The organism is Amycolatopsis sp. NPDC004625 (assembly GCF_040609695.1).
GTDB lineage: Bacteria > Actinomycetota > Actinomycetes > Mycobacteriales > Pseudonocardiaceae > Amycolatopsis.
This window is the reverse complement of the sequence record NZ_JBEXKX010000004.1, coordinates 235,136-251,090: the sequence shown is the minus strand read 5'-3', so window position 1 is coordinate 251,090 and position 15,955 is coordinate 235,136. Positions and strand designations below refer to the sequence as shown.

Annotated in this window: 18 protein-coding genes; 5 read left to right on the top strand and 13 right to left on the bottom strand. The window is 72.7% G+C overall.

What is annotated here, in order from left to right:
* Positions 1-5 precede the first annotated feature (5 nt).
* The 6 genes from ABZW17_RS06800 to ABZW17_RS06775 all read right to left on the bottom strand — a co-directional run bounded on the left by ABZW17_RS06800 (position 6) and on the right by ABZW17_RS06775 (position 4,633).
* Positions 6-1,454, bottom strand: a complete 1,449-nt coding sequence (locus ABZW17_RS06800; protein WP_354810417.1) for an aromatic amino acid lyase — start codon at positions 1,452-1,454, stop codon at positions 6-8.
* Positions 1,451-2,458, bottom strand: a complete 1,008-nt coding sequence (locus ABZW17_RS06795) for an ornithine cyclodeaminase family protein (protein WP_354810415.1) — start codon at positions 2,456-2,458, stop codon at positions 1,451-1,453. The genes ABZW17_RS06800 and ABZW17_RS06795 overlap by 4 nt, the downstream gene beginning before the upstream one ends.
* On the bottom strand, positions 2,455-2,997 hold the full coding sequence (locus ABZW17_RS06790) for a YbaK/EbsC family protein (protein ID WP_354810413.1): 543 nt from the start codon (positions 2,995-2,997) through the stop codon (positions 2,455-2,457). The genes ABZW17_RS06795 and ABZW17_RS06790 overlap by 4 nt, the downstream gene beginning before the upstream one ends.
* 167 nt (positions 2,998-3,164) lie before the next feature.
* Positions 3,165-3,458 carry a DUF2516 family protein gene (locus ABZW17_RS06785; protein WP_354810411.1) on the bottom strand — a complete coding sequence of 98 codons (294 nt, stop codon included), beginning with the start codon at positions 3,456-3,458 and terminating at the stop codon, positions 3,165-3,167.
* 84 nt (positions 3,459-3,542) lie between these two features.
* The gene (locus tag ABZW17_RS06780; protein ID WP_354810409.1) at positions 3,543-4,232 is read right to left on the bottom strand and encodes a hypothetical protein; all 690 of its coding nucleotides are present in this window, start codon (positions 4,230-4,232) and stop codon (positions 3,543-3,545) included.
* Entirely contained in the window at positions 4,229-4,633 is a 405-nt protein-coding gene (locus ABZW17_RS06775; protein WP_354810407.1) for a helix-turn-helix transcriptional regulator, read from the bottom strand. Before ABZW17_RS06775 ends, ABZW17_RS06780 begins: the two co-directional genes overlap by 4 nt.
* A gap of 144 nt (positions 4,634-4,777) precedes the next feature.
* Here ABZW17_RS06775 and ABZW17_RS06770 point away from each other — a divergent pair, with 144 nt between their 5' ends.
* Positions 4,778-5,926: a methyltransferase domain-containing protein gene (locus ABZW17_RS06770; RefSeq protein WP_354810405.1), complete on the top strand. Its 1,149-nt coding sequence runs from the start codon at positions 4,778-4,780 to the stop codon at positions 5,924-5,926.
* Here ABZW17_RS06770 and ABZW17_RS06765 read toward each other — a convergent pair.
* Genes ABZW17_RS06765 through ABZW17_RS06755 form a run of 3 tightly spaced genes read right to left on the bottom strand, consistent with a single transcriptional unit; the run spans position 5,919 to position 7,267 of the window.
* A complete protein-coding gene (locus ABZW17_RS06765; RefSeq protein ID WP_354810403.1) occupies positions 5,919-6,533 on the bottom strand; it encodes a nucleoside kinase in 615 nt (204 codons plus the stop codon). The genes ABZW17_RS06770 and ABZW17_RS06765 overlap by 8 nt on opposite strands.
* A 1-nt stretch (position 6,534) precedes the next feature.
* On the bottom strand, positions 6,535-6,891 hold the full coding sequence (locus tag ABZW17_RS06760) for a zf-TFIIB domain-containing protein (protein ID WP_354810401.1): 357 nt from the start codon (positions 6,889-6,891) through the stop codon (positions 6,535-6,537).
* A gap of 7 nt (positions 6,892-6,898) precedes the next feature.
* A complete protein-coding gene (locus ABZW17_RS06755) occupies positions 6,899-7,267 on the bottom strand; it encodes a VOC family protein (protein ID WP_354810399.1) in 369 nt (122 codons plus the stop codon).
* 92 nt (positions 7,268-7,359) lie between these two features.
* Between ABZW17_RS06755 and ABZW17_RS06750 the strand changes: the two genes are divergently transcribed.
* Positions 7,360-7,830: a CGNR zinc finger domain-containing protein gene (locus ABZW17_RS06750; protein ID WP_354810397.1), complete on the top strand. Its 471-nt coding sequence runs from the start codon at positions 7,360-7,362 to the stop codon at positions 7,828-7,830.
* 211 nt (positions 7,831-8,041) lie between these two features.
* Here the strand turns inward: ABZW17_RS06750 and ABZW17_RS06745 are convergent, their stop codons facing one another.
* Positions 8,042-9,340 carry a DUF445 domain-containing protein gene (locus tag ABZW17_RS06745; RefSeq protein ID WP_354810395.1) on the bottom strand — a complete coding sequence of 433 codons (1,299 nt, stop codon included), beginning with the start codon at positions 9,338-9,340 and terminating at the stop codon, positions 8,042-8,044.
* Positions 9,341-9,369: 29 nt separating this feature from the next.
* Between ABZW17_RS06745 and ABZW17_RS06740 the strand changes: the two genes are divergently transcribed.
* Together ABZW17_RS06740 and ABZW17_RS06735 are read left to right on the top strand one after the other, a co-directional pair.
* Positions 9,370-10,536, top strand: a complete 1,167-nt coding sequence (locus ABZW17_RS06740) for a pyridoxal phosphate-dependent aminotransferase (protein ID WP_354810393.1) — start codon at positions 9,370-9,372, stop codon at positions 10,534-10,536.
* Positions 10,537-11,362: 826 nt separating this feature from the next.
* Positions 11,363-12,505, top strand: coding sequence for a hypothetical protein (locus ABZW17_RS06735; RefSeq protein WP_354810391.1), 1,143 nt, complete (start codon positions 11,363-11,365; stop codon positions 12,503-12,505).
* Between the two features lie 495 nt (positions 12,506-13,000).
* Here ABZW17_RS06735 and ABZW17_RS06730 read toward each other — a convergent pair whose 3' ends face one another.
* Positions 13,001-14,455 carry a PLP-dependent aminotransferase family protein gene (locus ABZW17_RS06730; protein WP_354810389.1) on the bottom strand — a complete coding sequence of 485 codons (1,455 nt, stop codon included), beginning with the start codon at positions 14,453-14,455 and terminating at the stop codon, positions 13,001-13,003.
* Between the two features lie 61 nt (positions 14,456-14,516).
* Here ABZW17_RS06730 and ABZW17_RS06725 point away from each other — a divergent pair, with 61 nt between their 5' ends.
* A complete protein-coding gene (locus ABZW17_RS06725; protein WP_354810387.1) occupies positions 14,517-15,155 on the top strand; it encodes a hypothetical protein in 639 nt (212 codons plus the stop codon).
* On the opposite strand, the gene ABZW17_RS06720 is transcribed toward ABZW17_RS06725, so the two are convergent.
* Both ABZW17_RS06720 and ABZW17_RS06715 read right to left on the bottom strand, forming a co-directional pair.
* The gene (locus tag ABZW17_RS06720; RefSeq protein WP_354810385.1) at positions 15,134-15,661 is read right to left on the bottom strand and encodes a Clp protease N-terminal domain-containing protein; all 528 of its coding nucleotides are present in this window, start codon (positions 15,659-15,661) and stop codon (positions 15,134-15,136) included. The two genes, ABZW17_RS06725 and ABZW17_RS06720, sit on opposite strands and share 22 nt — an antisense overlap.
* Positions 15,661-15,870: a sigma factor-like helix-turn-helix DNA-binding protein gene (locus tag ABZW17_RS06715; protein ID WP_004559389.1), complete on the bottom strand. Its 210-nt coding sequence runs from the start codon at positions 15,868-15,870 to the stop codon at positions 15,661-15,663. Before ABZW17_RS06715 ends, ABZW17_RS06720 begins: the two co-directional genes overlap by 1 nt.
* Positions 15,871-15,955: the final 85 nt, after the last annotated feature.

Sequence of the window (15,955 nt, the reverse complement as noted above, 5' to 3'; positions counted from 1 at the left end):
GCGGGTCAGGTAAGCGTGGCCAAGTCGTTGAAGCAGGCCGCCCGGCAGGCAGAAACCAGCCGCTCGATTTCCGGCCCGAGCGGGCGGTCCTCCGCCACCGGCGGCACCACCGACCGCACCCACCGATATCCCGCCCGCAGCCCCGGAACACCCTCACCGCCGGCCAGATACCGCGCCTGCGACGCGGTGATCAGCTCGCACGCCGTGATCGCGAAAACCCGCCCGGCCGCGGCGCGCAGTTGCTCGCCGGCCGCGGCCGCGAACGCCTGGACGTCCTCCTGGCCTGCCGATGTGTCGATCGAACCGAGCGTGGCCGGGGTCGCCAACCGCCGCAACGCCTGCAGCTCGCCCGCCGCCCGCTTGTGCAGCGGGACCAGCCCCGCCTGCGGCCCCGGATCCCTCGTGAGCTGCGCCGGCAGCCCGCTGAAGCGCTCGTCCAGCAGGCGGTGCGTCCGCTGCACCGAAACCTCGCCGACGTGCACCAGCGCCGCCGTCACCGCGTCCATCCGCAGGCCCAGGTCCACCGCGTGGTAACCCGTTCCGGGCACGAACGAGCCGTCGACGAAGGACGGCGAATCGCCCGGCATCGTCGCCCAGCGGCGCCGGGTTTCGTGCAGGTCCGCGTTGACGCGGGAGGCGTGGGCGAGCGCCCGCGGCGCCACGCGCACCGACAGCGGGGCCTGCACGACGCCGGGCCGCACCGGGCCGGCTCCGACCAGCGCGTTCAGCTCGTGCAGCACCGTCTGCAGGTGCTCGTCGCCGCCCGCCATGATCGGGGCGAAGACCGCCCGCGGCGCGCCGAGCACGTCGATCGCCATCGCCTCGGTGAGCGTCTGCAGGTCGATGAGCTGCTGGGTTTCCGTCCAGCCGCGCTGCGCGTGCACCACCGCGAGCGGCGACCCCTGAAGCAGCGACGCGCCCTCTTTCGGCCCGAGGACATACGGCGTGGCGCCCCGGCGAGCGAGCGCCGCCGCGGCCGGCACCTCGACGCCGTCCTCCAGGACCGTGCCGATGCCGAGGAACGTCTGGAACGCGTGCGACAGCGCGATGATCTCGCCCGAACTGCCGAGGCCGAAGCGCGGGACAGCGGGCGTGAACCCGTCGTTCAGGCGGTCCACCAGGAACTGCACCAGCTCCGCGCTCACCCCCGACCACGGCCGCAGGAAGTCGCGCAGCCGCACGACGAGCAGCGCGCGGACGTCCTCGGGGGGCAGCCACGGCGGGCCGCCGACCGCGCGGCCGATCAAGAGGTTGCGCTGGTGCTCCGCCTGCTGCCGCGCGTCGAGGGCGACGCCCGCGAGCCGGCCCATTCCGGTGTTGACGCCGTAGACCGGTTCCGCGCGGTCCGCAAGGGCCGTCAAGAGCTCGTCCCGACGCCGCCTCAGCGCTTCTACCAGCGGTTTGTCCAGAACCAACCGTTCACTGTCAGCGAACTCGCTGTCGGAGAGGATCATCGGTAGGGCAGCATGGTGCCGACGCCGGAAGTCTCGGCACGGGCGAGGATCATGTTCGCCACGGCAACGTCCGTTGTGGACAGTCCGCGGTGCCAGAACAGGATCCGTTCGGCGTCGTGCTCGCGGCCCGGCTTCTTCCCGGCCACGATGTCGCCGATCTCGGCGTGGACCTTGTCCTCGGTGAGGAGGCCGGCGTTGAGCTGCGGGCGCAGGGCGCCGAACCGCGGGTTGCCGGACCGCGATTCGCGCCAGTCGTCGACCACGACCTTGTCGATGTCGTCGAGCAGCGTGAGCTCGAGCGCGCTGATCGTGCCGTAGGGCACCAGGAAGGTGCCCGGCCGGAGGAATTCGCGCCGCACCAGCGGTTCGGGTTCGACCAGCCGGGAGGCCTCGACCTGGATGTCCGCGCCGTCCAGGGTCTCCTCGGCCGTGGCGCAGACGCGGACGTCCTTGCCGAGCCGTTCGGACAGCCGGCGGCCGAAGTCTTCGCGGGACTCCGGGCGCTTGCTGGTCACGCGGATCTCGGCGAAGTCGAACAACGAGTCCAGCAGTACGACGTTCCACCACGCGGTGCCGCGGGCACCGATGTGCCCGAGCACCCGGGAGTCCGGGCGGGCCAGGTACTTCGCGCCGACGGCGGTCATCGCGCCGGTGCGGGCCTCGGTGATCATCGTGCCGTCGACGATCGCCCGCGGCATGCCGGTGTCCGGGTCCAGCAGCAGGATCAACGCCATTTCCGAAGGGAGGCCCCGTTCGAAATTCCCCACGAAGTCGCCGACGACCTTCACGCCACTGACCTGCTTCGCGGACAGGTGGCCGCGAAGGATGTTGAAGTGGCCCTTGCCGCCGTTGTCGGGCACGAGGTGCGTACGCGGCTCGAAGACGACCTGACCGCGGCCGTGGTCGGCGAGGACGTCCTCGACCGCGCCGACGATGTCGGCGTCGGTGACGCCGAGCGACTCGATGTCGGCGCCGGTCAGGTACCGGAGCCAGACGGACGTCACCGGGCGAGGTCCTCGATGACCTCGGCGCCGGGCAGGGCGGCCAGCGCGGCGCCGGAGATCAGCAGCTTGCTGCCGCGGATCCCGCTGCCGATGACGAGCTCGGGTGCGTCGGCGACGCGCCGGTCGATCAGGATCGGCCACTCGGCGGGCAGGCCGACCGGCGTGATGCCGCCGTACTCCATCCCGGTGGCCGAGACGGCTTCGTCCATCGGCGCGAAGGACGCCTTGCGGACGTCGAGCCGGCGTTTGATGACGCCGTTGACGTCGGCGCGAGTGGTCGCGAGCACGAGCGCGGCCGCGAAGCGGACTTCGCCCGCGCGCTTGCCGGCGACGACGACGCAGTTCGCCGACGCTTCGAGCGGCGAGCCATAGGTCTCGCAGAAGGCGGCCGTGTCGGCGAGGGCCGGGTCGATCTCGGCGACGCCGACGGCATCCGGGTCGGCGAGCGCGGCCAGGGCCTTGGCGACGGGCTCGGCGAGCAGGTCAGTACGCGTGGGGGCGGGAACGACGGTGAGGCTCCCGGCGATCGTCCAGGTCACGCTGCCATTAAAACAGCGGTCCGCCGGGTGGGCAGGGGAGGGAAGGACGGCCCGCCTGGTGGGACGGCTCGGCGAGCGAGAGGCGCGGGGCGGGGCGGGGCGGGGCGGGCGGGGCGGGGCGGGGCGGGGCGGGGCGGGGGAAAGCTACCCGGCGTGCCCGGCCGCGATCACCAGCTCGAGCCGCCGCGTTGGACCTCGATCAGCTTCGGGCGGACGTCCACGAGGTAGACCAGCACCGCCGCCATCGCCGGGACCCAGAAGATCATCCCCGGGCCCATCACGTTGAACAGCGCCATCGCCAGCGTTGCGCCGCCGGTGATCAGCATCCAGACCGGCTTGGTCTTGCGGTCGGCCGCCGAGTACGCGTCGGCGCGCTGGAGCAGCGCGTGCACGAAGGCGAAAAGCCCGACCAGCGCGCTGCCCCAGTGGATGACATTGAGGATCCAGATGGCGACTAGCACAGCGACAGCTTACGGCAAACCACCCGAACGACCCCGGCCCCGCCACCGGGGGTCCGGGGACGGGGCCAGGAGTTCACAGCGTTGTCACTTCTCGGTCTTCGGCGTGGCCGGCTTCTTCGCGGCGGCGCTCGTCGTGGTCGAGGTCGTGGTGCGGCGGGCCGGGGCGGCCGTCTTCGGGGCCGTCTTGTTCGCGACGCGGCGGCTGGCCGAACGGGTCTCGTGGGCGACGTCGTCACCCAGCTCCTCGATGGCGTCGGCCGCTTCGCCGGCGACCTCGGTCACCTTGCGGGCGGTCTTCTCGCCCGCCGAGCGGGTGCGCTTGGTGAAGGTGCCCAGCACGCCGTCGACGCGCTCGCGGACCTCGGTGGTGACGCCCTCGACCTGACCCTGCGCGGTGGCCACGGCCTCCTCGAGCTGCTCGATGGCCTTCTTGACCTGCGGCTGCGCGGCGAACTTGTCCCACGCCTGCTCGCCCGACTCGGCCAGCTTGTTGTACAGCTTCAGCGCGGCCTCGGTGTACTCGTCGATGACCTTGCGCAGCTCGGCCGGGTCCAGCTTCTCGCGCAGGCTCTCGACGTCGGTCGGCAGCTCCTGCAGGTTCTTGCGGGCCACCTCGCCGCTCTTGGTCACGTTCTCCTTGGCCTTCGCCACGGCGTCGGTGACGGCGTGGGTGGCCAGGTTGCCGGCGCCGAGCGCGGCGAGCAGCGGGGTGCGGACCTGGTCGAGGGCGGTGGTGACGGCCTTCTTGACGTCTTCGGTCTTGGGGGTGGTCATGCTGACTCCTCGGTTTTCGCGGCTGGTGTGGTGCTGGGAGCGGCGGCCGGCCGGGCCGCGGCGTTCTCCCGGCGGAAGGACTCGTACACGTCGAGCAGGACCTGCTTCTGCCGTTCGGTCAGCTCGGCGTCGGCGCGGATCGCGTCGCCCACCGGCCCGCCCGTCGGCAGGTCGAGGATCCCGGCCTGCACGTACAGCGCTTCCGCCGAAATGCGCAGGCCCTTGGCGATCTGCTGCAGGATCTCCGCGCTGGGCTTGCGGACCCCGCGCTCGATCTGGCTCAGGTACGGGTTGGACACGCCGGCGAGCTTCGACAGCTGGCGCAACGAGATCTTCGCGGTGTTGCGCTGCTGGCGGATGTACTCGCCGATGTCGGAAGCGATGTCCGCGACCTTTTCCATGGGACTGCCGGATCCTGGCGTCCCACCGGTTTCTGTCATCCGGTCACCTCCTCGCGACACCTTCGACGGTACGCGCCCGTGCTAGCTATTGCAAGCACCCTGCTTGCAACCATCGGGTGTGATGCGCACCGCTACCGTGGTGCCATGACGCGCTCGGCCCGGCTGCGGCGGCGGCTCGTCGAGCAGCTGCTCGACGAGGACGTCCTGCACGCCCCGGAGTGGGTCGCCGCCTTCCGCGCCGTCCCCCGGCACGTCTTCCTGCCGCGGTTCTTCGCGCCGGCGGGCGGGCTGTGGGCGGCCGTCGAGCGCGGCGACCCGGGCTGGCTGGAGACCGTCTACTCCCGCGACGTCCTGGTGACGCAGCTGGACGACGACCCGGACCGCTGGGAGCTCGCCCGCCGCACCGGGCCGGTGGCGGGCACGCCGACGAGCTCGTCCAGCATGCCGTCGATCATGGCGATCATGCTCGAGGAGCTGCGGGTGCGCGACGGCCACCGCGTGCTCGAGGTCGGCACCGGCACCGGCTACAACGCCGCCCTGCTGAGCCACCGCTGCGGGGCCGGTCAGGTGTCCACAGTGGACATCGACCCGGGCATCGTCGCGACGGCGCGCGAACGGCTGGCCACGGCGGGGTACCGCCCCGCGTGCGCGGTCGGCGACGGCGCACTCGGCTACCCGGCCGGCACCGTCTTCGACCGGGTGCTGTGCACGGCGTCGGTGTCGGAAATCCCGCTCCCCTGGCTGGCGCAGACGAAACCGGGCGGGCTGGTCGTGACGACGCTGAACCGCCCGATCGGCGCCGGGCTGGTCCGGCTGGTCGTCGGCGAGGACGGCGACGCCCAGGGCTGCGTCCTCGCGCGCGACGGCCGCTTCATGCCGCTTCGCGCGCACCGGCTGCCCGACGCCGCCCCGCTGCCGATGCCGTCGCGCGGCGACTGGGAGCAGACGCGGCTGCCGATGTCGGCGGTGCTCCAGCCCCGCCGGCAGTTCGAGTTCTTCGCGGGGCTGGCGCTGCCCGGCGTCCGGCCGGTGCGCGAAAGCGGCGACGACGAGGCCCCGGGTGTCGCCCTGGTGCACCCGGACGGCTCGTGGGTCCGCCACCGCAAGCGCGGCGGCGCCGACGAGGTGGCGCAGGGCGGCCCGCGCGCGCTGTGGGAGGTCGCCGAGGCGGCCTACGTCGACTGGTGCGAGCTCGGCAAGCCGGACCGCGACCGGTTCGGGCTGACCGTGACCCCGGACCGCCAGGAGGTCTGGCTCGACGCCCCGGACGGCCGCGCCTGGCCGCTCACCTAGGCAGCCGCGCCCGGATCCAGCGCTCCACGTGGTCGGCCGTCGCCGCCGGGGAGACGTCCGTGGTGTCGAAGAGGCCGACGCCGAGGTCCGGCGCCGACTTCCGCAGCCAGTCGTTGAACTCCAGCATCTCCTCGATCCGCGGCTCGTCCCACTCCCGCCAGGCCGGCCGCGCCCGGAGCCGGGCGCGCAGCGACGCGGGCGACCCGACCAGCGCCAGGTAGTGGACGTCGCTGAAGAACGCGCGCTCCGGCAACGGCTCGAACTCCGGCGGCGCCACCGTCCCGCACAGCACGACCGGGCGGCCGTTCTGGTGCAGCATCGCCGCCATCCGCAGCCAGACCGAGCGGAACGCCGAGACGTCGTCGCGCAGCGCGTCGATCCACAGGATGTCCTGCTCCAGCAGCACGACCTCGCCGGCGAACCGCTCGGCCAGCAGCGGCCCCATCGTCGACTTCCCGGCGCCGCTCGGGCCGGTCAGCGCGAACAGCGGCAGCTTCCGGAACGGCCGCTCGTGCCCGCACTTCGGGCACGTCAGGACGGCGCCCGCGACGGCCGGGCGTTCGGCCAGCTCGCCGCACGCCGGGCAGATCCGCAGGTCGAGACCCATTTCAGTCGAACAGGTTCTCGAGGAAGCTGCGCTTGCGGTGCCCGTGCCCGTACGGGCGCGGCGAGTCCGCGTAGCCCCCGCGGTACGGCCGTGGCGAGTCCGGCTGCCCGCGGTGCGGCCGCGGGGAGTCCGGGTAGCCGCCGCGGTAGGGCCGCGGGGAGTCGGCATGACCTCGGTACGGCGGCGGCTGCTGCTGGCCGTAGAACGAGCTCTCCGCGCCGACGATCGCCTCGAGCTCCCCGCGGTCCAGGAAGATCCCGCGGCAGCCTTCGCACTGGTCGATGTGGATGCCGTTCTTGTCGACGGTCCGCATCCGGTTCTGACACTTCGGACAAATCACACCGCAGAGCCTACGCAAAAACTCCTCAGCAGGCGCAGAGGCAGAACGGGTGCCCGGCCGGATCGGCGTAGACGCGGAACGTCTCGGGCTTGTCGTCGAGCAGCTTCGCCCCCAGGCCGAGCACGCGCTCGTGCGCCGCTTCCAGGTCCGTGACGTTGAGGTCCAGGTGCAGCTGCTGCGGGCGGTCCGCGGACGGCCACACCGGCGGCCGGTGGTCGGGGACCCGCTGGAACGCGATGCCCGCGCCGCCCGCGGGGTTGGCCAGCGTCACCCAATGCCCGTCCTCGGCCACCTCGGGCGCTTCCCACTCCAGCACCGAGCGGTAGAACTCCGCCAGCGCCACCGGGTCGGGGCAGTCGAGGGCCACCACGCCCAGGGTCGGTACCGCACTCATCGTCGCTCCCTTCGATCTTGGGTAACCTGAGTAACCAGCGAAGCGATTATGTGGGTTAGCACCTTCGGAGGCAACCGCCGTACACTCGGTAAGTGCACACCGACGCCTCCCTCGTGGTGGAGTTCCTCAACACGGTCAACGTCGAAGAGGGCACCGACCTGCTCGAAGATCCCGGGCAGTGGCACGGGTGGGCGGCCGCGCACGGGCTGGCGGCCAATCCGGCCGCCGAGGCGCGCGCGGCGCGGGACGCCCTGCGCGCGGCGATCGGCGACCCGCGGCTGCCGCCCGGCACCGACGCCGCTGTCGACGTCAGCACCCGGATCTCCCTCACCGCCGACGGGCCGGCGCTCGTCGCGGACGACGTCGTCGGCGCGGTGTTCGCGGCCTGCGCGCGGCTGGTCGTGCGCGGCGACTGGATCCGGCTGAAGATCTGCCCCGCCGACACCTGCCTCTGGGCGTTCTACGACGAGTCGCGCAACCGCTCGCGCACGTGGTGCTCGATGCGCGTCTGCGGCAACCGCGAGAAGGCGCGGGGCTGGCGCGCCCGCGCCGCGGCGGGCTGAACGCCCTCATCCGAGCGGCGGACCCTCGATCGGCTGTGGACAACTTGGGGACGAAGCACCACATATCCACGCCCTGGGCGGCCGCGACCCCACACATTGTGGACAGCCGTTAGGCCATCACCGTGAAAAGCTGTGGATAACCCCGGGGATAACTCAGCTTCCTGTGGACAACTGGTTTGAAACTCCCCCAGGTGTGGTATAGAACTCGGCCTTAGAACAGCAGCTCCGCCACGGCGTAGATGACGAGCCCGGCGAGGGCACCGACCACCGTGCCGTTGATCCGGATGAACTGCAGGTCGCGGCCCACCTGGAGCTCGATCTTGCGGGACGTCTCCTCGGCGTCCCACCGTTCGACCGTGTCGGTGATGATCGTGGTGATCTCCCGTGAGTAGTTCTTCACGAGGTAAGCGGCGGCCCCCTCGACCCAGCCGTCGGCCTTCGCCCGCAGCTGGTCGTCGGTGATCAGCCGCTGCCCGAGCGACGTCAGCCCGGCCCGGACGCGCCGGCGCAGCTCGCTCGACGGGTCCTCGGCCGCGGTCAGCAGCATCTCCTTCGCCGTGCTCCACGCCGAACCGATCAGCCGCTGCACCTCCTCGTGGTGCACGATCTGGCCCTTGACCTGCTCGGCGCGGGCCATCACGTCGGGGTTGGTCTGCAGGTCCTGGGCGAACTCGCCGAGGAACTTGTCCAGCGCCAGCCGCATCGGGTGGTTGACGTCGGTCTTGACCGCCCACGCGAAGGACAGGACCTCGCCGTAGACCTTGTCCGCGAGCATCTCGTCGACGAACTTCGGCGACCAGCTCGGCGCCCGGTCCGAAACCACCCGCAGCATCGTCGTGTGGTTGTCGCGGACCCACTCGTAGGCGCGGTCGCACATCAGGTCCACGAGCTTGTGGTGGGCGCCGTCGGCGAACACGCCCTGCAGGATCTTGCCCAGCGGCGGGCCCCATGGCTTGTCGATGATCCGCCGCGCGACGGCCTGCTCCATGATCGCCTGGACGTCCTCGTCCCGGAGGACGCGCACGGCCGCCCGGACCACCGTGGCCAGCTCGGACGTCACGCGCTCGGCGTTCTCCTCCTGCGCCAGCCACGCGCCGAGGCGGCGGGCGATCTCGACGCGCTTGAGCTTGTCGCGCACGACCTCCTCGGAAAGGAAGTTCGAGCCGACGAAGTCGCCGAGGCTGTTGCCCAGCGCGTCCTTCTTGTTCGGGATGATCGCCGTGTGCGGGATCTTCAGCCCGAGCGGGTGCCGGAACAGCGCCGTGACGGCGAACCAGTCGGCCAGCGCGCCGACCATCCCCGCTTCGGCGGCGGCCCGCACGTAGCCGACCCAGCCCGGCCAGCCGGCCGACTGCGCCCAGCTGGTCAGCAGGAACACGACGGTGGCGCCGAGCAGGAACGACAGCGCGACCAGCTTCATCTTGCGCAGCGCGCGCCGCTTTTCCGCTTCACCGGCGAGGCCGCCCGGCGGGTCGGCGGGCGTCACCTTGGCGGGGGTCAGTTGCTCCACATCACCATTGTCCGTGAGGATGGCTGATCGTGCGCGAACCTGCTCTCGTCCCCCGCCTCCGGCCGTTCACCTCGACCATCTTCGCCGAGATGACGGCGCTGGCCGTCCAGCACGACGCCGTCAACCTCGGCCAGGGCTTCCCGGACACCGACGGCCCGGACGGCATGCTCGAAGCGGCGAAGAACGCGCTGTTCGGGGGCGCCAACCAGTACCCGCCCGGCCCCGGGCGGCCGGAGCTGCGGGCCGCGATCGCGCGGCACCGGCAGCGGTACGGCACCGAGTACGACCCGGACACGGAGATCCTGGTCACCGCGGGCGCGACCGAGGCCATCGCGGCGACGCTGCTGGCGCTGACCGAGCCCGGTGACGAGGTGATCGTCATCGAGCCGTACTACGACTCCTACGCCGCCGCGGTCGCCATGGCCGGTGCCGAGCGGCGGGTCGTCGGCCTGGTCGAGGGCCCGGACGGCCGGCTCGGCCTCGACGTCGACGGTCTCCGCGCCGCCGTCACGCCGCGGACCAGGGCGATCCTGGTGAACTCGCCGCACAACCCGACCGGGACCGTGTTCACCCGCGCCGAGCTGGAGGCGCTGGCCGCGCTGTGCGTCGAGCACGACCTCATCGCCATCTGCGACGAGGTCTACGAGCACCTGGTCTTCGATGACGCCGAGCACATCCCGCTGGTCACGCTGCCCGGCATGCGGCCGCGGACGGTCAGCATCTCGAGCGCGGGCAAGACGTTCAACTGCACGGGCTGGAAGATCGGCTGGGTCTGCTCGACGCCGGAGCTCGTCGCCGCGGTGAAGGCGGCGAAGCAGTTCATCACCTTCGTGTCGGGCGGGCCGCTGCAGCCGGCCGTCGCGCACGCGCTCGACCACGAGCTGCCCTGGGTCGACGGCCTCCGCGCGTCGCTGCAGGAGAAGCGGGACCGGCTTTCGGCCGGGCTCGCGGACGCGGGGTTCGCCGTGCGGCCGACGGCGGGCACCTACTTCGTCTGCGTCGACGTGCGGCCGCTCGGGTTCGCCGACGCCGCCGACCTGGCGTGGGAGCTGCCGGGCCGGGTCGGGGTCGCGGCGGTGCCGGTGAAGGTCTTCACCGATCACCCGGACGAGTGGAAACACCTGCTGCGTTTCGCGTTCTGCAAGCGCAACGAAGTGATCGACGAGGCCATCACCCGGTTGCGCAAACTGGTCTGACGACCGCGCCCGGGTTGAGTAGCCCTGTCCCCCGGCCGTTCCGCAGCGGCACCGGGGGCGGGCGCGCCCGCGACGGGTGCCCGGAGCCGCCGGGACCGGCCGGGCGGCCGTCCACCACATGCCGCGCCTCGCCGTCACGCTCCGCGATCGACGCGAGCACTTCCCGCGACGGCTGCGGCGGCCGCCGGACGTCGCGGGCGCGCGGCTCCGCCTGCCGACGCTCCGCCGCGCTTGACGCCCTCCGGCCCCACCGGGGCGACCGCTTCGCGATCACGGACCGCAGCCGGATCACGAGCCGGTTCGGGCGAAGCGTTTTCGGCGCGGTACAACCGAAGCCGCCCGCGGAACCCGTTCGGCCCAGTCGCCGTCCCACATCCCGGGCGTATTTCCGGTCACTCGGCCGAAACCCCGGCGCACGCACGGAACGGAACCACGTCGGCACGCATCGCTGTCGGGGCCCGGGAAACATCAGGTCAACCCCGGCGCCTGCAAGTTGCACCACTCCTCCGAATGGCCGTAGGGAAGCACCCGAACGGCACTGAGAGTGATCAACTTGTCGGCCGCAGATGCCTTGCCCGGCCGGGCTGTTCCGCCTCGCGGGCTGGATCGAACGCGGGAGAGATGAAAGACTCCCGTGCGGTGCTGGAACGAGTGCAGCCTCGGGGGAACTGCGACCTGACCGGAGAACGACCCAGCAACGACAGGCTCGACGCGAGAGCCTCAGGCGCGGACGGTGGTGGTGGCGGTGAGCAGCACGGCGTACGTGCGCCGCGGCGCCCCCGCTCGGCCTGCGCCCACCCCGGGTGAAACCGTTTCACACGCGCGCGTGCGCGCGCCGCGCCCGTGGGCGGCCTCGCTGCAGCGGCCCGCCACCAAGATCCTGTTCGCCGGCGGCCTGACGCTGGCCGGCTGGCTGCTCGGCGCCGCCCTGACCGGCAGCACCGCGTCGGCCGCCGAGGCCCCGACCTGCCCCGAAGCCCCCGTCGCCTCCACTGTGGACCACGCCGCCAAGCCCCTGTTGCTCGGCCGGCACCGCAAGAGCCACCACGAGACCGACGCCGCCGCGTGCCCGGCGCAGCCGAAGGCCGACACCGCCGAGCCGACACCGACCGCGCCCGCGGCTGAGGCCACAAAGGACACCGAGGCACCGCAGGCCACGAGCGCACCGGCCACCGAGACCACAAAGGACACCAGAGCGCCGGCCACCGCGAAGGCCACGTCCTCCGGCGGCCTGGTCAACGGCCTGGTCGGCGGCACGCTCAACGCGCTCGGCGGCGTGGTCGGGACCACAAAGGACACCACGACGGCGGCACCGGCGGGCGGTGACCTGGTCGGCGGGCTCGTCGGCGGCGTCCTCGACGTGGTCGGCGGGACGGTTTCCACCGTCACGGGCATCCTCGGCACCGTCACGGACACGCTGTCCCACACCGTCCTCGCGCCGCTGACCCAGCCGTCTCCGGGCAACCCGAACGCACCCGTGCTGCTGCCCCTCGACGACGTGCTGGGCCCGGTGCTCGGCAGCTCGAACTCCGGCGGCGCCACCGCGACCGCGCCGGTCGTGACCACCGTCGTCACGCAGACGCCGGCCGCGGTCGTCGAGACGGCTCCGGCCACGGACACCACGACGGCGGCCGACCAGCAGACCACCCGGTTCGCGGGCGCGCACCCGGTCGTCCGGCACGCGCAGTCGCTGCCGGCGGTCCAGGACCAGCCGCGCGACTCCGGCACCCACGCCACCAGCGGTGGCGGCGGCTCCACGCCCGGCCTGCCCGGCGGCACCACCTACCCGAGCGCGCCGGCCCTCACCGCCACCCCGGGCCACGACGGCTCCGGCGGCGCCCGCCACGCATTCGCCGTCCACACCGACGACGTCACCACGACGCAGCTCAAGCTGATCGGCACCAGCCGCGACCACGAGGTCGACGGCGCGGGGCGGGACGCCGCCCTGCCCACCACCTCCCCCGACTGACCCCGGACTCCGCAGCCGGGGACAAGTGCGCCCAAACCAAGATCGACTCGGTGCGCCCGCACGCCGTTGAGGCGTGACGAATCCCCTGCTCCAGTACGTGATCCGTGGTTCTTTCACGTCTCGTGACGCCGAAGTGCGTCCGACGTACCCCAGGGGCGAAACCCATGCGAAACCACAGTCTTTCCGACCGGCCGACCGCGCCCGGCCGGGTCGGATCCCGGTCCCGGCGTCGCGCTGCCCCCGCGACGCCGGGACCCACACCGGGCGCGCTCCGGGAGCCCTTGCTCACCGCGCCGAGCGAGGACTCGCAGTACCGCGAGCGCACCTGAGCCGCCGGCTTCCCGGCACGTCGAGGGGCGGTGCCGGGAAGCCGCGGCACCCGCGAACGGGGTCACGTCCGTGAGCGGGTGTGTGAAACAACGAACCGGTGCGCTGGATGCACCCGAACGCCGCCCATCCCTGGGAGCAGGCTCGCATCCAGCGCACCGGTTCGTTTCACGCGATGGGTGCGTCCAGCGAGGCCGGCGTCCCCCGGACCGATGCTTCGGCCGCGCCCAGCCGGCGGATCGCCTCGTGGATCTTCTCCGGTGGCAACGCGAACGGCAGGCGGATCCACCGCTCCATGCCGCCGTGGACGCCGAAGCGGGAGCCCGGCGCCACCTGGATCCCGTGGCTCGCCGCCGCCACCGCCAGCCGGGAGCTCACCGGTTCCGGCATCCGGCACCACAGCGAAAGCCCGCCCTTCGGCGGCGTGAACGTCCAGTCCGGCAGGTGCTGCTCCACGGCGGCCGTCAGCGCGTCGCGGTGGACGCGCAGCTCCTCGCGACGGCGGGCCAGCGCCGCCCAGCCGTCGGCCTCCAGCAGTTCCGAGAACACGACCTGCTCGAAGACCGGCGAGCCGAGGTCCACGGCGTAGCGCGCCGAAACCAGCCGGCCGAGCAGGTCCTCCGACGCGCGGATCCAGCCCAGCCGCAGGCCGCCCCAGTGCGACTTCGACGCCGAGCCGACGCAGATCACCAGGTCGCCGGCGAACGCGGCCAGCGGCGGCGGCCCGTCGAGCGGGTCGCCTTCGAGGTCCAGTTCGACCAGGGTCTCGTCCACGACCACCGGCGTCCGGGCCCGGGCGAGGACCGCGCCGAGCCGTTCGCGGCCCCCGGCGTCCAGGCGCAGGCCGGTCGGGTTCTGGAAGTCGACCACGAGGTACGCCATCCGCGGTGACGCCTGGCGCAGCGCCGCGTCGAGACCGGCGATGTCCCAGCCGCGGGCGCCGGTCGGGTCGAGCGCGACCGGCACCGGGATGGCGTGCGCGGCCCGGATCGCTTCGAGGGCGTTCGGGTACGTCGGCTGCTCCACCAGGACCCGGTCGCCCGGCCCGGTCAGCATCCGCAGGACCAGCACGAACGCGTGGTGGGCGCCGTTGGTGACCATGATCTGCGCGGCCGTCGTCGGCAGCCCGCGCTCGGTGTAGCGCCGGGCGATCTTCTCGCGCAGGCCGAGCAGGCCCCGCTCCTGGTAGCCGTGCTGCCCGAGGTGGTCGACGAGCGCGCAGCGGGCCGCGTCGACCGCCGCGACCATCCCGGGCGGGGCCGCCGGTGAGGCGTGGGCGAAGTCGATCAGGTCGTCGCCGTCCGGCACGACGGCGTCCCGGCGACGCCGCCCGGGAGCGGTGATCCACGAGCCGGCGCCCCGGCGGCTGGCGGCGAACCCGTTCTCGCGCAGCCGGTCCAGGGCCGCGCCGATCAGCGTCCGGCTCGCCCCGAGCGCGTCGGCGAGCTCGCGCTCGGCGGGCAGGCGCGTGCCGAGCGGGAGCTGGCCGTCCAGCACCTGCAGTTCGATGGCCGCGGCCAGATCGGCGGCGCCCTGCCGGGAGCCACCCTGACGCCACGAGCCCAGCATGACGGCCAATCGCGGTCCGGAGATGCGTCCACCCAGCGGGATCAGCGGTTCCATCAGGCCAATATTCCAGAATTGGCTATGGTTTACCAGACCACTTGCCGTCAATAGTGGGCACGTGGCTCAGATCGATCTCCGGCCCGTCCGGATCACCCGCGACCCCGCCCGGCGCAGCGTCCAGTTGCTCGCCGGGCTCGCCCTCTACGGCACCAGCGTCGCCATGCTCACCCGCGCCCACCTGGGCCTCGAGCCGTGGGGCGTGCTGGCCGAGGGCGTCATGAAGCACACCGGCCTGACGTTCGGCACGGTGACCGGCGTGATCTCGGTGGCCGTGCTGCTGCTGTGGATCCCGCTGCGCCAGCGGCCCGGGATCGGCACCGTGGCGAACGTCGTGGTCATCTCGGTGACCGTCGACCTGGTCCGGGCGGTGCTGCCGGACGCCCACGACCTCGTGTGGCAGATCGCGCTGCTGGCCGGCGGCGTCGCGTTGAACGGCTTCGCGACCGCCACCTACGTCGGCGCCCGGCTGGGCCCGGGCGCCCGCGACGGCCTGATGACCGGGCTCGCGGCGCGCACCGGCCGGTCGGTCCGGCTGGTGCGCACCGGGATCGAGGTCACCGTGGTCGTCGGCGGCTTCTTCCTCGGCGGGACGCTCGGGGTGGGCACCGTGCTCTACGCCCTCGCGATCGGCCCGCTCACCCAGGCCCTGCTGCCGCTGGTGGTGTGGCGCGAACGTCAGCCGGCCTTGCGCTCCTGAACGACCCGGCGCAGCGTCGCGTAGTCGGCGCCGCGCCGGGCCAGCACCTCTTCGGTGCCGCGCTGCTGCGCCAGCGCCAAGAGGATGTGCTCCTGGCCGAGGTGCTTGTCCCCCATCCGGACCGCCTCCTTGAGGCTCAGTTCCAGGGTCTTCTTCGACTGCGCGGTGAACGGCAGGTGCCCGCGCTTGGCCGGGCCCAGCCGCCCGGCGAGGGCGCCTTCGCCGTGGGTCTGCTCGATGCGTTCGACGATCTGCTCGACGTCGATGCCGAACTCGGTCAGCGCCTCGGCGTCGGCGTCGCTGACCCCGCCGCGGCGCCGGGTGCGGGCCAGCTCCGCGGCGATTTCGCCGGTGGAGACGCCCAGCTCGGTGAGCAGCGGGACGTCCGCCTTGACCAGCCCGGCCAGCAGGTGCACCGGGCCGATCTCGACCGAGCCGGACTGCCGCGCCACGATCTGCGCCTCGACGACGGCCGTCCGCGCGTCCGCCGTGAACCTCTCGAACATCAGTGCCTCCCGTACTTCTTGTGCACGGCCTGCCGGCTGACCCCCAGCTCGGCGGCGATCTCCTGCCACGACCAGCCGTGCACCCGCGCACTGCGCACCTGCACGGCCTCCAGTTGTTCCAGCAGCCGCCGGAGCGCGGCGACCGCACGCAGTCCCACCCGGGGATCGCGGTCGCCGGCCCGGGCGGCCAGGTCCGTTGCTTCGGTCATGTCCGTCAACCTACGTTGACATTCAGGGCCTGTCAACTCCGGTTGACACGCTCAGCGCGAATCCGCCGGACGGGCGACGTACAGT

Bases quoted from the DNA above. Each gene is read 5' to 3' on its own strand.
- ABZW17_RS06765 (WP_354810403.1), bottom strand. From the start codon at position 6,533: ATGGGTCTCGACCTGCGGATCTGCCCGGCGTGCGGCGAGCTGGCCGAA.
- ABZW17_RS06730 (WP_354810389.1), bottom strand. From the start codon at position 14,455: ATGGAACCGCTGATCCCGCTGGGTGGACGCATCTCCGGACCGCGATTG.
- ABZW17_RS06775 (WP_354810407.1), bottom strand. From the start codon at position 4,633: ATGGAAAAGGTCGCGGACATCGCTTCCGACATCGGCGAGTACATCCGC.
- ABZW17_RS06755 (WP_354810399.1), bottom strand. From the start codon at position 7,267: ATGAGTGCGGTACCGACCCTGGGCGTGGTGGCCCTCGACTGCCCCGAC.
- ABZW17_RS06770 (WP_354810405.1), top strand. From the start codon at position 4,778: ATGACGCGCTCGGCCCGGCTGCGGCGGCGGCTCGTCGAGCAGCTGCTC.
- ABZW17_RS06800 (WP_354810417.1), bottom strand. From the start codon at position 1,454: ATGATCCTCTCCGACAGCGAGTTCGCTGACAGTGAACGGTTGGTTCTG.
- ABZW17_RS06715 (WP_004559389.1), bottom strand. From the start codon at position 15,870: ATGACCGAAGCAACGGACCTGGCCGCCCGGGCCGGCGACCGCGATCCC.
- ABZW17_RS06720 (WP_354810385.1), bottom strand. From the start codon at position 15,661: ATGTTCGAGAGGTTCACGGCGGACGCGCGGACGGCCGTCGTCGAGGCG.
- ABZW17_RS06780 (WP_354810409.1), bottom strand. From the start codon at position 4,232: ATGACCACCCCCAAGACCGAAGACGTCAAGAAGGCCGTCACCACCGCC.